This window comes from Thalassospira australica, assembly GCF_044790785.1.
In the GTDB taxonomy this organism is placed as follows: Bacteria; Pseudomonadota; Alphaproteobacteria; order Rhodospirillales; family Thalassospiraceae; genus Thalassospira; species Thalassospira australica_A.
The window spans coordinates 31,457-46,547 of the sequence record NZ_CP085258.1 but is presented as its reverse complement, the minus strand read 5'-3'; the positions used below and the strand labels follow the sequence as shown (position 1 = coordinate 46,547).

The 15,091-nt window shown below is 54.7% G+C and carries 14 protein-coding genes; 8 read left to right on the top strand and 6 right to left on the bottom strand.

Going from position 1 to position 15,091, the window contains the following annotated elements; all coding sequences use genetic code 11:
- Positions 1–96: 96 nt before the first annotated feature.
- Positions 97–1,569, bottom strand: coding sequence for a DNA recombination protein RmuC (gene rmuC / locus LG297_RS00195; RefSeq protein WP_404423959.1), 1,473 nt, complete (start codon positions 1,567–1,569; stop codon positions 97–99).
- 545 nt (positions 1,570–2,114) lie between these two features.
- Here rmuC and acs point away from each other — a divergent pair.
- From acs to LG297_RS00180, 3 genes are all read left to right on the top strand, one after another.
- Entirely contained in the window at positions 2,115–4,061 is a 1,947-nt protein-coding gene (acs, locus tag LG297_RS00190) for an acetate--CoA ligase (protein WP_404423957.1), read from the top strand.
- A gap of 357 nt (positions 4,062–4,418) precedes the next feature.
- Entirely contained in the window at positions 4,419–5,909 is a 1,491-nt protein-coding gene (locus LG297_RS00185) for a SulP family inorganic anion transporter (RefSeq protein WP_404423955.1), read from the top strand.
- 15 nt (positions 5,910–5,924) lie between these two features.
- A complete protein-coding gene (locus tag LG297_RS00180; protein ID WP_404423953.1) occupies positions 5,925–6,779 on the top strand; it encodes a universal stress protein in 855 nt (284 codons plus the stop codon).
- A 59-nt stretch (positions 6,780–6,838) separates the two neighbouring features.
- Here the strand turns inward: LG297_RS00180 and LG297_RS00175 are convergent, their stop codons facing one another.
- The 5 genes from LG297_RS00175 to LG297_RS00155 form a co-directional block, all read right to left on the bottom strand.
- Positions 6,839–7,435 (bottom strand): hypothetical protein, encoded by a 597-nt coding sequence (locus LG297_RS00175; protein ID WP_404423951.1) that lies wholly within the window; start codon positions 7,433–7,435, stop codon positions 6,839–6,841.
- A 116-nt stretch (positions 7,436–7,551) separates the two neighbouring features.
- Positions 7,552–8,505 carry an Hsp33 family molecular chaperone HslO gene (locus tag LG297_RS00170; protein ID WP_404423949.1) on the bottom strand — a complete coding sequence of 318 codons (954 nt, stop codon included), beginning with the start codon at positions 8,503–8,505 and terminating at the stop codon, positions 7,552–7,554.
- Between the two features lie 138 nt (positions 8,506–8,643).
- Positions 8,644–9,561 carry an ornithine carbamoyltransferase gene (gene argF, locus LG297_RS00165; RefSeq protein ID WP_404423947.1) on the bottom strand — a complete coding sequence of 306 codons (918 nt, stop codon included), beginning with the start codon at positions 9,559–9,561 and terminating at the stop codon, positions 8,644–8,646.
- A gap of 10 nt (positions 9,562–9,571) precedes the next feature.
- A complete protein-coding gene (locus LG297_RS00160) occupies positions 9,572–10,729 on the bottom strand; it encodes an aspartate aminotransferase family protein (RefSeq protein ID WP_404426976.1) in 1,158 nt (385 codons plus the stop codon).
- Between the two features lie 232 nt (positions 10,730–10,961).
- On the bottom strand, positions 10,962–11,756 hold the full coding sequence (locus LG297_RS00155) for an ABC transporter permease (RefSeq protein WP_404423945.1): 795 nt from the start codon (positions 11,754–11,756) through the stop codon (positions 10,962–10,964).
- A 94-nt stretch (positions 11,757–11,850) separates the two neighbouring features.
- On the opposite strand from LG297_RS00155, the gene LG297_RS00150 reads away from it, so the two are divergent.
- The 5 genes from LG297_RS00150 to LG297_RS00130 all read left to right on the top strand — a co-directional run bounded on the left by LG297_RS00150 (position 11,851) and on the right by LG297_RS00130 (position 15,069).
- Positions 11,851–12,561 carry a regulatory protein RecX gene (locus LG297_RS00150; protein WP_404423943.1) on the top strand — a complete coding sequence of 237 codons (711 nt, stop codon included), beginning with the start codon at positions 11,851–11,853 and terminating at the stop codon, positions 12,559–12,561.
- 121 nt (positions 12,562–12,682) lie between these two features.
- Positions 12,683–13,423 carry a MauE/DoxX family redox-associated membrane protein gene (locus tag LG297_RS00145; protein ID WP_404423941.1) on the top strand — a complete coding sequence of 247 codons (741 nt, stop codon included), beginning with the start codon at positions 12,683–12,685 and terminating at the stop codon, positions 13,421–13,423.
- A 77-nt stretch (positions 13,424–13,500) separates the two neighbouring features.
- Complete coding sequence (gene arsC, locus LG297_RS00140; RefSeq protein WP_404423939.1) at positions 13,501–13,842, top strand: arsenate reductase (glutaredoxin); 342 nt, start codon at positions 13,501–13,503, stop codon at positions 13,840–13,842.
- A 133-nt stretch (positions 13,843–13,975) separates the two neighbouring features.
- Positions 13,976–14,344, top strand: coding sequence for a CidA/LrgA family protein (locus LG297_RS00135; RefSeq protein WP_404423937.1), 369 nt, complete (start codon positions 13,976–13,978; stop codon positions 14,342–14,344).
- Positions 14,344–15,069: an LrgB family protein gene (locus LG297_RS00130; RefSeq protein ID WP_404423935.1), complete on the top strand. Its 726-nt coding sequence runs from the start codon at positions 14,344–14,346 to the stop codon at positions 15,067–15,069. Before LG297_RS00135 ends, LG297_RS00130 begins: the two co-directional genes overlap by 1 nt.
- Positions 15,070–15,091: the final 22 nt, after the last annotated feature.

The window sequence follows — 15,091 nt, the reverse complement described above, 5'->3', positions numbered from 1 at the left end:
AATCTATGCGTTCATCGCATTATAGCGAAATCAGCGCTCCGAGATAAGGTCTCGGCACAGGTTAGTCAAGCAAACTGCCCCATGACTGCACGCAATTCACCCATGATCAGTGCCGGTATGGGGTGCTTGATCGCCATCATCAGCGGTTTCACCGGCATCATCAGACACAACATCGGTCGAAGGACTGCCCAGCAATTCCATCTTGGTGATTTCGCGTACATGGGTTTCGGCATGTGGCGGTTCCTCGACCACGCGATCATCGGCAACGATATGTTTTTCCTTGAGCTTGCGGGCCGAAACCAGAACCGTACCTTCAAGGGTACCAAGGGTCTTGTTGTAGTTCTTGACCGTGCTTTCAAGTGACTTGCCCATCGAGGAAAAGTTTTTGGCAAGTGTACCAAGGCGTTCAAAAAGCTGTTGACCGATTTCGCTGATATCGCGGGCATTTTCGGCCAAAGCTTCCTGACGCCAGCCATAGGCCACCGCCTTGAGAAGCCCCAACAATGTGGTGGGGGTTGCCAAGATCACACCGTCGCGGAAGCTGTCTTCGATCAAACGGGGATCGCGTTCAAGGGCGGCGGAGAAGAAGCTTTCACCGGGCAGGAACAGGACAACAAATTCCGGGGAATCGACCGACTTCCAGTAGGATTTCTTAGAGAGATCCGAAATCACCTTGCGCACATTCGTGACGTAGGTGCCCATCAGGGCCTCGCGGCGAATCTCGTCGTGCTTTTCTTCGATTGCTTCAAGATAGGCCGATGTCGGAGCCTTGGCATCAACAACGATGTTTTTACCGCCCGGCAGGTGAATGACCATGTCGGGCTTTTGAGCGCCTTCGTCAGTATTGAAATGCACCTGTTCTTCAAAATCGCAATGTTTGAGCATCCCGGCCAGTTCTACGATCCGGCGCAATTGCAATTCGCCCCATTTTCCAGATACCGACGAGCTTGACCGAAGGGCGGAGCTTAACGTCTGGGTTTCCTTGGACAGGCGGGTTTGCGATTCGACCAGCTGGCCAACCTGATTGCGCAATTCGCCGTAGGCTTCCTTGCGCGAGTTTTCCAATTCGTTGACCTTGGTATCAAACGCCTGCAAACGTTCCTGGATCGGTTTGACAAGCCCGTCGATCGCCTGCTGACGTTTTTCCAGATCGCCTTTGGCCCCTTCCTGCATGCGCGAGAAATTCTCACGCGCCAGCTTCATGAACTCGTCGTTATTGATTTTGAGCGCATCGGACGACAGCGCCTTGAAGCTATCGAGCAGTTTGGTGCGTGCATCATCAAGCATCGCGAGCTTTTCCGTCGTTGCCTCGCGTTCTTTTTCAAGTCTGGTTTCGGCAATGGCGCGTTTTTCGGCTTCTTCGGAAAGCCTGTCACGCGTAATAGCCAGTTCGGATACCAGTTCACGGCGGGTTTTATCGGCCTGCTCCAGTTGTGCCGCCAGCAGGGCGGTTCGCGACTCTGCCTCGGCCATGGCGGCTTCTTTGGTGCGTTTGACCATCAACACACTGAAAACCAGTGCGACGACAAATGCCGCAATTGCGCCCGCTGCAAGAGAAATCGGATCCATATTCCCACCGTTTGATTAAAGCCTGATATCTTTGTATCTGTTTTGTTCCATTAAATCCAGAACGCAACCGCATTGTTAGCTCATCGTGAAACAAAGCAAATCGCCAGATCGTGACTGGCGAAGACACCATAATATGACTATGTTTCAATTACCTACTTCAGGGATTGCTTGTGCCCGGCATACATCCCGATATCCATTCGGGATCGTCGGGAAGTTATGGTTGTGCTGCACGCCAGAAACCGGCGACAAGGCAGGGAAATCAGGGTTTTATCCGGGATAATCCGGTGCCTTTTGCCCCCCGCCTTAAGTTGTATTCCCTGAAATCCATCAGCGCACTAGCATAGGGCGCAAGCGACAGGAACCGATTTACGCCATGCCGTCCGGCTGATCTTGCATCGCCCGTCCGGTTATTCCGCATCCGTTATTGCAACCGCGAAAACCGGCACCTGATACGCACAAGAATATCGTACCGGCCCAAAGACCTCTTAGTGGGCAGGTGACCGGTGCGAACGCACAGACAACAGGAAACGAACAAGAGGCCACATATGTCTGCGAATGTTTATCCCGTCTCCGACGACATCGCGAAGGGCGCGCTGATCGACAAGGCAAAATACGACGCCATGTATAAGCAGTCGGTCGAAGACCCCGAAGGCTTCTGGGGCGAACACGGCAAGCGCATCGACTGGATCAAGCCATATACCAAGGTCAAGAATGTCAGCTTTGACGCCAGGGATCTTTATATCAAGTGGTATGAAGACGGCACGCTGAACGTTGCGGCCAACTGCCTTGACCGTCATCTGGCCAAGCGCGGTGATCAGACCGCGATCATTTTCGAAGGCGACGATCCGTCCGTTTCCGAACATATCACCTATAAAGACCTGCATGAACGTGTCTGCCGGTTTGCCAACGCGCTTAAATCGATGGGCGTGGGCAAGGGTGACCGCGTTGTCATTTACCTGCCGATGATCCCGGCCGCAGCGGTTTCGATGCTGGCCTGCGCACGCATCGGTGCGATCCATTCCATCGTATTTGGCGGATTTTCGCCCGAAGCATTGGCCGGCCGCGTTGAAGATTGCGGTGCGAAGGTTGTCATCACATCGGATGAAGGCCTTCGTGGCGGGCGCGGCGTACCGCTGAAACGCAATGCAGACGAAGCCCTTTCCCATCCCGGTGTCAAATCCGTCGAAAAGCTGGTTGTCGTCAAGCATACCGGCAAGGACATCGCGTGGAACGATGCCCGCGACGTCTGGTATCACGAAGTTTGCGAGGCAGCATCCCCCGATTGCCCGCCGACCGAAGTCAATGCCGAAGACCCGCTTTTTGTTCTGTATACGTCGGGTTCAACCGGCAAGCCGAAGGGCGTTTTGCATACGTCGGGCGGATACCTTGTGTACGCATCGATGACCCATCAGTATGTCTTTGATTATCACGAAGGCGATATTTACTGGTGCACGGCCGATGTTGGCTGGGTCACCGGGCACAGCTATATCGTTTACGGGCCGCTGGCCAATGGTGCCACGACCCTGATGTTTGAAGGTGTGCCAAGCTATCCGGACGCATCACGTTTCTGGCAGGTGTGCGAGAAGCACAAGGTCAACATCTTCTATACCGCACCGACTGCGATCCGCGCCCTGATGCGCGAGGGCGAAAGCTGGGTCAACAAGGCGGATCTTTCGTCCCTTCGTATCCTTGGTTCGGTGGGCGAGCCGATCAACCCCGAAGCATGGGAATGGTATCACGAGCATGTCGGCAAACGGAACTGCCCGATTGTCGATACCTGGTGGCAGACCGAAACCGGCGGCATCCTGATTACGCCGCTTCCGGGTGCCACCGACCTTAAACCGGGGTCGGCGACGCTTCCGTTCTTTGGTGTTCAGCCTGCCCTTCTGGATAATGAAGGCAAGGAACTGAGCGGCGCAACCGATGGCAACCTTGTGATCAAGGATAGCTGGCCGGGACAGATGCGCACGGTTTATGGCGATCATGAACGGTTCATCCAGACCTATTTCAGCACATTCGCCAATGTCTATACGACTGGCGACGGTGCACGACGGGACGAGGATGGCTATTACTGGATCACCGGCCGCGTTGATGACGTAATCAACGTTTCGGGCCATCGCATGGGCACCGCCGAGGTTGAAAGCGCACTGGTCGCGCATTCCAAGGTGGCCGAGGCCGCCGTGGTCGGCGTACCGCATGACATCAAGGGTCAGGGCATCTATGCCTATGTCACGCTGAATGCCGGTGAAGAACCGACGGAAGAACTGCGCAAGGAACTGGTTCAGTGGGTCCGCAAGGAAATCGGCCCGATTGCCAGCCCCGATTACATCCAGTGGTCGCCGGGACTGCCGAAAACCCGTTCGGGCAAAATCATGCGCCGCATCCTGCGCAAGATTGCGGCGAACGAATATGACCAGCTTGGCGATACATCGACCCTTGCCGATCCGGGTGTGGTTGATGATCTGATCGAAAATCGCCAGAATCGTAAATAGAATTTCAGGTCCAACCTGTTGATTCACAAAGACCCCGCTTTGATTTAAGCGGGGTCTTTTACGTTGGATCACAGCTCTTTGCCTTCGGCATTCCAATATTGTCGGTTGTGCCGTTTCTGGAATTCCTTTAAATAGGCAGCGTTGCGACGCAGCAAAACTTGTTTATCCTTTGACGGACACGGGGCCGATGTAAGAACTGTTTCGATAATTCCTGCTTCCGACCGGGCTGTATCAACAGCGCCGATGTTACCGCGTGGCAGTGACGAAACAGCTTTCCGCCCCTTTTTTATTCCCTGATCATATAACAGAAACCCGTCTGCCGGATTGCTGGCGGACTGCGAGACTGGAGTTAAGTCTGTGAACACCGATTTCCTTCCGCAGTTGCGGACCGAATGGTTTGGCAATATTCGCGGCGATATCCTTGCCGGGATTGTCGTTGCCCTTGCCCTGATCCCCGAAGCCATTGCCTTTTCGATCATTGCCGGGGTCGACCCGAAGATCGGGCTTTATGCGTCCTTTTCGATTGCGGTGATTACCGCGATTGTTGGCGGGCGACCGGGCATGATTTCAGCCGCAACCGCAGCAACCGCCGTCCTGATGATTACGCTGGTGCGCGATCACGGGCTTGAATATCTGCTGGCGGCGACTGTGCTGGCAGGCCTGTTGCAGATTGTCGCCGGTATATTCAAGCTGGGTTATGTCATGCGGTTTGTCTCTAAATCCGTGATGACCGGTTTTGTCAATGCCCTGGCAATCCTGATTTTCATGGCACAGTTGCCCGAATTGACCAATGTCACCTGGGTGACTTATGTGATGGTTGCGGGCGGACTTGCCATTATCTACCTGTTCCCGCGCATTACCAAAACAATCCCCTCGCCCTTGGTCTGTATCATTGTGCTGACGGTGATTTCGCTGTTTATCAATGCCGATCTGCGAACCGTGGGTGATATGGGCGAACTGCCTTCGACCCTGCCGGTCTTCCTGATCCCCGACATTCCGCTGAACCTTGAAACCCTGATGATCATTCTGCCCTATTCGGCGGCTGTTGCGGTTGTCGGCTTGCTCGAAAGTCTGATGACGGCCCAGATCGTCGATGATCTGACCGATACGCCGTCAAACAAGAACCGCGAATGCATCGGCCAGGGCATAGCCAATACCGCCACCGGCTTTATCGGCGGCATGGCGGGCTGTGCGATGATCGGGCAGTCCGTGATCAATGTGAAATCGGGCGGGCGCGGACGTTTATCGACCTTTGTTGCCGGGGTTTTCCTGCTTTTCATGATCGTCGTGTTAAGCGATATCGTCAGCATCATTCCGATGGCAGCCCTTGTTGCGATCATGATCATGGTCTCGATCGGCACATTCAGTTGGTCCTCGATCAAAAACCTTCGTGACCATCCGAGAAGCTCGTCCATCGTGATGCTGGCAACCGTGATAACGGTCGTCGCGACCCATAACCTTGCGATTGGCGTTTTGATCGGGGTTTTGCTGTCCGGCATTTTCTTTGCGTGGAAGATTTCGCAGATTTTCCGCGTTTCCAGCACACTTTCACAAGACGGTACGCATCGGACCTATAACGTCGAAGGGCAGGTTTTCTTTGCCTCTGCCGATGATTTCACCGCGGCATTCAATTTCAAGGAAGCGCTGGACAAGGTCACGATTGATGTCAGCCATGCGCATATCTGGGACATTTCAAGTGTTGCGGCCCTTGATATGGTCGTGCTGAAATTCCGCCGTGAAGGGGCCGAAGTCGAATTGATCGGTCTCAATGAAGCCAGCGAAACAATTGTCGATAAACTGGCCATACATGACAAGCCCGGCGCTTTTGAACGCCTGATGGGCCATTAGGGAAGGGGACGATCAATGACACATCTGATCGCACTGATCGACGGATCGAGCTATTCGCAAAGCGTTCGCGACCTGACCTGCTGGGTAGCGGAACGCACCGAAGCATCGGTTGAGCTGATGCATGTGCTGGGCCGTCGCGGCGTGGGCTCCGAACCCGCCGACCTTAGTGGTAACCTCAAACTTGGCGCACGTAGCGCCCTTTTGCAGGAGCTGGCCGACCTTGATGAACAAAAGGCCAAGCTAGAGCTAAAACGCGGGCGGCTGTTGCTTGAAGAAGCCAAATCGGGCCTTGAAGAAGCTGGACTTTCATCCGTTACCTCCAAGCTTCGTCATGGCGATCTGATTGATGCAATTGGCGAGTTTGAAGGCGATGCCGACCTGATCATCATTGGCAAGCGGGGCGAGGCCGCCGATTTTGCCAAACTGCATCTGGGGTCAAATCTTGAACGGGTTGTCCGGTCTGCGACCAAACCGGTTCTGGTCGCATCGCGCACGTTCAAACCGATCAGCAAGTTCCTGATTGCATTTGATGGTGGTGAAAGTGCGATGAAGGCGGTACGCCATATTGCCAGCGGCAAGCTTTTTATCGGCCTGCCGTGCGTTTTGCTATGCGTTGGCAAACCGACCGACAGTTTGCAGGACAAACTCGACGATGCCGCCGGTCTGCTGCGCAAGGCCGGGTATGCGGTCGAAGCCGGCTTTGAGACCGGTGAACCCGAAGACGTGATCAAGAACCGGATCGAGGCGGACGGCATCGACCTTCTGGTCATGGGCGCATACGGCCATTCACGCATTCGCAACCTGATCATCGGCAGCACGACGACCGAAATGGTACGGTCCTGTCAGGTGCCGGTGATGATGTTCCGTTAAAGACAAAGCCCGGCAGGAAAACTGCCGGGCTTTTGACATAGCAATATGAATACTGGAATTTAGCGCAACATGAACCGCCCGAAATTAGCGTTGATCTGGCGTTCAAGTTCGCGATCAAGGTCCATCAGAAGCGTTGCGGTTTCGTCATAGACCGCCTTTTCACGTTCGGCGACCGACATCGATTCCGCCAAGGTCCGAGTGCGAATCGCTGTTGCGGCGACTTCGCCTTTCTGGGTGCCGTTCGGGTCCAGAACTTCGAGCTTGGCTGCGACTTTCATTTCGACCTGCTCGGACTGATCGTCGGTAAAGACGCCCGAAAAGCCCTTCGTGGTTTTAAGCGCGCTTGAGGTAATGGATGCCTCGGTCACGCTATAACGCAGAATGTCGCTGGTACCGGCCGTCTGAATGCGTTCATCGGGCCAGTTCATTGCCATCTTGCCAAGGCTGAACGGCAGATAGGCTTCAAGGTTGTTGTCACCCCCGGCCGGATAGGCCGCCACTTTTTCAATCGGCCCGGCTGCAAATACAATCGGGTCGAGATGGCGCCAGGTCACATCGGGATAGGTTTGCACCGGTGCGCTGGTACAGGCCGCCAGAAGGGCAACAACCGCACCCGCCAGGGCCAAGCGCATTCCATTGATGGACAATGCCTTCATCAAGTCTTTCTCCTGCCTCAAATAAAAACGCCACCATACCTTTTGGTGGGCATGGTGACGTTGCTTGATGATTAAGGCAAGGCTGTGACGATCAAAAACCGCCACGGTGCAGGAAATTATGCATCCTCGCCGGATTTGAGCGCACGCAGGTCGGCCTCGTTAAAGCCGTATCGCGTATTGCAGAACTGGCAGGAGACCGCGACTTCCCCACTATCGGGTTCGCGCATATCCAGAAGTTCATCAAGCGGATAGGACACAAGCGCGCCTTCGATTTTCTGGCGCGAGCAACGGCATTTGAACTGCAACGCTGTCTGATCGAACACGCGCGGTTCTTCGTCATGGAACAGACGCCAGATCAGATCATGGGCGGATAGCGAGATATCGACCAGTTCGTTTTCGGTCGCACTTGCCATCAGAATCTTGGAGCGGTTCCAGTCCTCGGTGATCTTTTCATCTTCTTCCGGGGTTGCGGCATCGCCCGATGCACTGGCCGGAAGACGCTGCAGGAACAGACCACCCACCCACCAGTCATGGGCAAGTTCGCCCTGGTGGACTTCAAGTTTGAACGATGCCTCAATCTGTTCGGACTGACGGAAATAGGCTTCGGCACATTCCGCAAGCGTATTGCCTTCAAGCGAGACAATACCCTGATAGCGTTCGTGATCGCCGCCCTGATCGACGGTGAAAGCGATGTGGCCATGCCCCATCAGCTTGTGCACCTGTCCGCGCAGGGCATCTTCACCACCATCTTCGGCCGCAATCATCGTGGCGAGGCGGTCTTCATCAACACGCGCACAGGCACGGATGTTGCCGTCGCTATCGACGTCGACAACCATCATGCCAATCGGACCGTCCGACGAAGTCTGAAGGGTAAACAGGCCTTCATATTTCAGCGCCGACGACAACAGGACAGCCAGCCCGATAATCTCGCCCAGCAGATGATTTGCAAGCGGCGGATAGCTGTGCTGACCGATGATGGTCTGCACCGTCGGGCCAAGCCGTGCGAAACGGCCGCGAATATTGGAATGATCCAGCGTGAAGGGCTGACAAAAATCGACAGCGATCTGCATTTTCGGGTTCCGCGTTTTTACGTGTTCCGGGGCGTATAACAACAGCAGAACCGCATTGTCCAGCCATGTCACGCCAAAGCAAAGGGGCGAACATCACTGTCCGCCCCGAAATTCTGATGTCTTATTTAGTCAGCACCGTCAGGAAGGCAAGCCATTAAAGCAGTATAGCAGAACCCCTTTCTGCGCATGCAGACGGTTTTCGGCTTCGTCAAACACGACCGATTGCGGCCCGTCGATCACGTCGTCGGTGACTTCTTCGTTACGGTGGGCAGGCAGGCAATGCATAAAGATCGCATCCTTGTTTGCCTTTGCCATTGCGCCTGCATTGACCTGATAGGGTGCCAGAGTTGCCATGCGGGCATCGTAATCCTTATCTCCCATCGAAACCCAGCAGTCGGTGACGATAACGTCGGCCCCGTCAAGCGCGCTATCCATGTCGGTCAGACGGACTTTGCCGCCTTCGGCATTGGCGGTTTCGATCAGCCCCTGATTGGGGCGATACCCCGCCGGGCAGGCCATATCAAGCGCAAAGCCGAATTTCGGCGCGGCATGGATGAAGGATGCCGAAACATTGTTGCCATCGCCAACCCAGGCAAACTTCAGACCATTGATGCGGCCCTTGTGTTCCTTGACTGTCATAAGGTCGGCCATGATCTGGCACGGGTGGCTTTGGTCGGTCAGGCCGTTGATCACGGGAACGGTGGCATGTTTCGCCAGTTCCAGCAGTTTCGATTCATCCGTCGTCCGGATCATGATCGCATCGACAAAGCGCGACAAAACGCGTGCGGTATCGGCAATGGTTTCCCCGCGCCCCAACTGCGAACTTGCCGCATCAAGGATGACAACATCGCCGCCAAGCTGGCGCATACCGACTTCGAACGACACACGTGTACGGGTCGATGGCTTTTCAAAAATAAGGGCAAGGGTTTTGCCCGCCAGCGGCTTGTCGCCAAACGGTGCCTTGCCAGCCTTTTCCACCGATCCGAGTTCAAGAATATCGTTCAGTGTTCCCGCCGACATTTTGTCGATATCGAGAAAGTGCCTGATATCAGTCATTTTTTTATCCTTATTGCGCCAAGGCTGCCGCGGCGGCATCGATTGCTGCCAGCGCCTCGTCGACATGGGTTTTGGTGATGTTAAGCGGTGGCAAAAGACGCACCACGTTATCGCCCGCCGGAACGGTCAAAAGACCCAGTTCACGCAACTTGGCGACAACATCAACATTGGTCGGCACAGTTTTCATGCCCAAAAGCAGGCCCATGCCACGAACTTCCGCGATAAAGCCCGGATGTTTTCGGGCAATGGCCGCAAGGCCGTCACGGATCAACTGGCTCATGGCAAGAACATTGTCCATGAAACCGGGTTTAAGGATGACGTCAAGAACCGCATTGGCCGCCGCCATGGCAAGCGGATTGCCGCCAAAGGTCGTGCCATGCATCCCGGCAGGCAATGCCTGTGCCGCGCGTTCGGTCGCCAGCAATGCACCGACCGGGAAACCACCGCCAAGCCCCTTGGCCGATGAAATCAGATCGGGTTTCATGTCCGACCATTCATAGGCATAAAGTTTGCCCGTGCGTCCAACGCCGGTCTGGACCTCGTCAAACATCACAAGCAGACCGAACTCGTCAGCCGCCTTGCGCAGACCTTCAAGATACCCTGCGGGGGCCTTGCAGATGCCGCCTTCACCCTGAATCGGTTCGACCAGAATACCGGCGGTCTCGGGCGTGATTGCATCGCGCAATTCGTTCAGATTGCCAAATGCCACACGGTCGAAACCATCGGGCATCGGGCCAAAGCCCTCGCGGTATTTATCGCTATAACCGGCGGTCAGGGTACCAAGGGTCCGACCGTGGAAGGCATTGGTCGCCACGAGAATCCGGTTCTTTTCGGCATGACCGCTGACATACTGGTAACGGCGCAACATCTTGATGCCGGCTTCGTTGGCCTCTGCCCCGGAGTTACAGAAGAACACGGTGTCGGCAAAGGTATTTTCAACCAGACGTGCGGCAAGCTTTTCCTGCCCCGGAATTCGGTACAGGTTCGACGTATGCCAGACTTTCTTGGCCTGTTCGGTCAGCGCCTCGACCAGATGCGGATGCGCATGGCCAAGGGTATTCACCGCAATACCCGACCCGAAATCGAGGAATCGTCGGCCATCCTGCGCATAGAGATAAGGTCCTTCACCTTTCTCAAAGGCCAGATCGGCCCGCGCGTAGGTCGGCATGACGGGAGTAATCACTTCTTCATTCCTCAATCAGGGGTAAAAAATCATTCCTGACCAACAGGTCAGCTCCGGCAGAATACCGGGAAGCCGCGGAGTATCAAGAGATTCCTGACCTCTGTCAACGGCGCAAAAGCCCGTATTCAAACAGGGCTGATATGAAAAAGAGCAGCATCCGATGCGGAATGCTGCCCTTAAACGGAATTTAATGCTGAAAACCGCACTGTTTTGGTGATCAGGCTTTAAGCTTGTAACCGCTTTTGATCATGCGATAGCACAGAATCCAAAGCAGGATATTAACCACCGCCAGCACCACAACACCGGTCATCACCGTGCCGTCCGAAACCCCGGTAAAACCATAACGGAACCCGTCGATCATGTAGAAGAACGGGTTGTAATGGACCAGTACCTTGCCAGCTTCGGGCAGGTTTTCCGCACTATAGAAAGTACCCGACAGGAAGGAAAGCGGGGTGATGACAAAGTTGGTCACAACGGCGATATGGTCGAATTTCTCGGACCAGACACCACCGGCAATACCAAGCAACGACAACATCAGCGATGCCGAAATCCCGAAATACAGGATCGCCCAGATATTATGGATGCCAACATCGACAAAGAACGCCATGACAATGGTCGTGGCGACACCAACCATGATCCCGCGGGTGACCGCACCAAAGGCAAAACCGGCAACCATTTCACCGGCCGAAAGCGGCGGCATCAGAACATCGACAATATTGCCCTGTACCTTCGAGATGATGATGGAACTTGAAGTATTGGCAAATGCGTTTTGAGCCATGGTCATCATGACCAGGCCGGGGGCAAGGAAAGTGGCGAAAGGAACGCCATTGACCGTCTCGACCGCGCGCCCGAGTGCCAGAAGGAAGACCGCCATGAATAACAGGCTGGTCACCACCGGTGCCCCGATGGTTTGCAGATGGACGTTTAGAAAACGTCGAACTTCCTTGGCATAAAGCGTCCACAGACCGAGCCAGTTGATCGCGCCCATTTGACGCGGTGCTAGCTCTTGCATGAAAAATCCTTCGGAAAAATGCAGACAATTGCCGGTAAAATAGGGAGAGTTGGGCATCAAGTGCAAGGGTGCGTATTGATCAGCATTGGATGAAATGAAAGAATCACACGAAAACCGCAGTGATTTAGCGCCTGACAGCAAGGCGGAAAAATTTGGCGGGAACGCCAGCTTTTCCCGCAAAAGTGCCGCCAAAGGCAAAGATCGCAACCCGCGCGACCCCAAAAAACCGCGCCGGGTAACGCGCGACTATCTGATGAACTATGCCACCTGGTATCTGGAACGCTTTGCCGCATCGCGCGCCCGGCTTGAAAAACTGATGCGTGGCAAAATCAGGATCTCGGTTGCGGAATACGGCACCGATCCGCAGGAAGCCGAAGAATGGATGAAAAGCGTTCTGAACACTTGCGAAAATGCCGGATTTATCAATGACACTGCCTATGCCAAGGGACGCGCCAGATCGCTTCTGCGCAAGGGCAAGGCCATGCGGGTGATCGCTGCCGATCTGAATGCGCGCGGCATTGCGTCGCACATGATTGACGACACCATCACCGACCTCAGGCAGGAAGCCGATCAGGCGGCCTATGAAGATATCCGGGGTACCGATCCCAACCTTGCCGCGGCGGCAGCCTATGCCCGACGCCGTCGCCTTGGCCCATTTCGTCGACCCGACCAGCGCAATGAAAAACGCGACAAAGATCTGGCAGCACTTGCCCGGCAGGGATTTGGCTATGACACGGCCACCAGGATCATTGATGGCGATCTGGATCACCTGAACGACCTGTTATCCATGATTGACGGCATCTGATTGCCGTGCTGGCGTTTTTCGGGCACTGAAAGACTGCGTTTCCATATTGTGTGGAACAAATGCCGCCCGGGCAAGTTCCATAAAAGCGTAGACCCGAAGGCAAGACGAGAGAGATCAAGTCATGACCGTACAGACACGCAAGGCAACGCTTTACCGGATGGTGATGGACGCGCATATCTGCCCGTTCGGACTTAAATCGCGCGATCTTTTGAAACGCGAAGGATACGAAGTTGATGATCATTGGCTGACTACCCGAAAAGAAACTGATGACTTTCAGGCAGAACACAATGTAGATACGACACCGCAGACATTCATCAATGGCGAACGGATCGGCGGCCATGACGAATTGCGGGAATATTTCGGCAAACCGGTAAATGATGGCAATTCAGTTACCTATCAGCCGGTCATTGCCGTTTTCGGCATGGCAGCACTTATGGCGCTGGGCCTTAGCTGGGCCGCATTTGGCGATTTTCTGACGGTTCGGGCGGTTGAGTGGTTCATCGCAACGTCGATGTGCATTCTTGCCATCCTGAAGCTGCGGGACCTGGAAAGCTTTTCGAACATGTTTCTGGGCTATGACCTGCTGGCGCAACGGTGGGTGCGGTATGCCTACCTTTACCCGTTTGGTGAGGCATTGGCAGGCGTGCTTATGATTTTGGGCGCACTTATGTGGCTTGCCGTTCCTGTTGCCCTTTTCATCGGGACAATCGGGGCGATATCGGTTTTCAAGGCGGTTTATATCGATAAACGCGATCTTAAATGTGCCTGTGTCGGCGGGGACAGCAATGTTCCACTTGGTTTCATTTCACTGACGGAAAACATCATGATGGTCGCCATGGCGATCTGGATGATGGTGAAATAAGCAAAACGGACTGGTGCAATCGGGATCGAGCCCCTAAAAAGGATCGGTACATGCTGCCTTTTGCGTGAAGGAGAACCATGAATATGATGGTCCGCATCTATCACAATCCGCGTTGTTCCAAGTCGCGCCAGACTCTTGCACTGATCGAGGAACAGGGGATTACCCCCGACGTGATCCAGTATCTGGATACGCCGCCCACCCCGCAGGAATTAAAGGAGATTCTTGGCATGCTGGGCATGGCACCGGAAGATATCCTGCGCAAGAAAGAAGCCAAAGAAGAAGGCATTGCCGATCTTCGCGGCGATGATTTGATTGAGGCACTGTGCGCCCATCCGCGTGCGATTGAACGTCCGATTGTGGTCAATGGCCACAAGGCTGCACTTGGGCGACCGCCGGAAAGTGTACTGGAAATCCTTTAGGGTCACCTGAAATATCGAATGACTTCAAACGCCTGTGCCATTTCCGCACGGGCGTTTTTCGTTATTAATAAAAGTCGAACGGGCGCAAAGTCATTATGTCTAATCCAAAGACGTAAATATCGGGAGGTTGCTGATGATTGCTGCGTTTGCTCTGATCCTCGTCTGCCAGCTGTTTGGCGAGGTGATATCGGAACTGTTTGACCTGCCGGTACCCGGCCCGGTGATCGGGCTTGGGCTTTTGTTTATCGGGCTGATCGTCAAACGCCACCCGCCCAAGGTTTTGACCGATGCAGCCGATAACCTTCTGATCCATTTTTCACTGCTGTTCGTTCCGGCAGGGGTCGGGGTGGTGACACAGCTTGACCGTTTACGCGGGGACTGGTTGCCGATTACGGCAGCCCTGATCTTTTCCACCCTGCTTGCGATGGTTTTGACCGCCCTTCTGATGTCGAAACTGCTTCCCAAACCAAAAGAAACCATTGCCGATGGGGAGACAAAATAATGGGCGAGACAGATATCACGCAGCTTTGGGTTTATCTTTCGGCCAAGCCATTAACAGGCCTGACAATAACGCTTGTCGCCTATTCCATCGGGTTCTGGCTGTATCAGAAAACCGACCGCAATCCGGTTTGCAATCCGGTGGTGATCGCCATTGCACTGATTGCGTTTCTGCTGGAAAGCACCGGCACCCCTTATGCGACCTATTTCGAAGGGGCGCAGTTTGTGCACTTCCTTCTGGGCCCGGCGACGGTCGCACTTGCCGTACCGCTGTTTCGCCAGATGGAAACACTGAAACGGGCATTGCCGGTAATTATTTTCGGCGTGCTGTTCGGATCGCTGGTCGCCAGTGTCAGTACGGTTGTTTTGGCATGGGTTCTGGGTGCGAGCCCGGAAACGCTGGCGTCACTGGCACCGAAATCGGTCACGACACCGGTTGCGATGGGCATTGCTGATGAAATTGGCGGTGTCCCGGCCCTGACAGCGGTTTGCGTGATCGCAACCGGCATTGTCGGAGCGACACTTGGCCCGATGGTGATGAATTTGGCACGATTGAAAGACTGGCGTGCGCGCGGATTTGCCATGGGGGTTGCCGCACACGGGATCGGAACGGCACGGGCGTTTCAGGTAAATGAAACGGCCGGTGCCTTTTCAGGGTTGGCGATGGGGCTTAATACGCTTGCCACCGCGCTCACCCTGCCATTTCTCTGGCACTGGTTCTTCGGGTGAGCCGAAACGAAACCCACCCGAA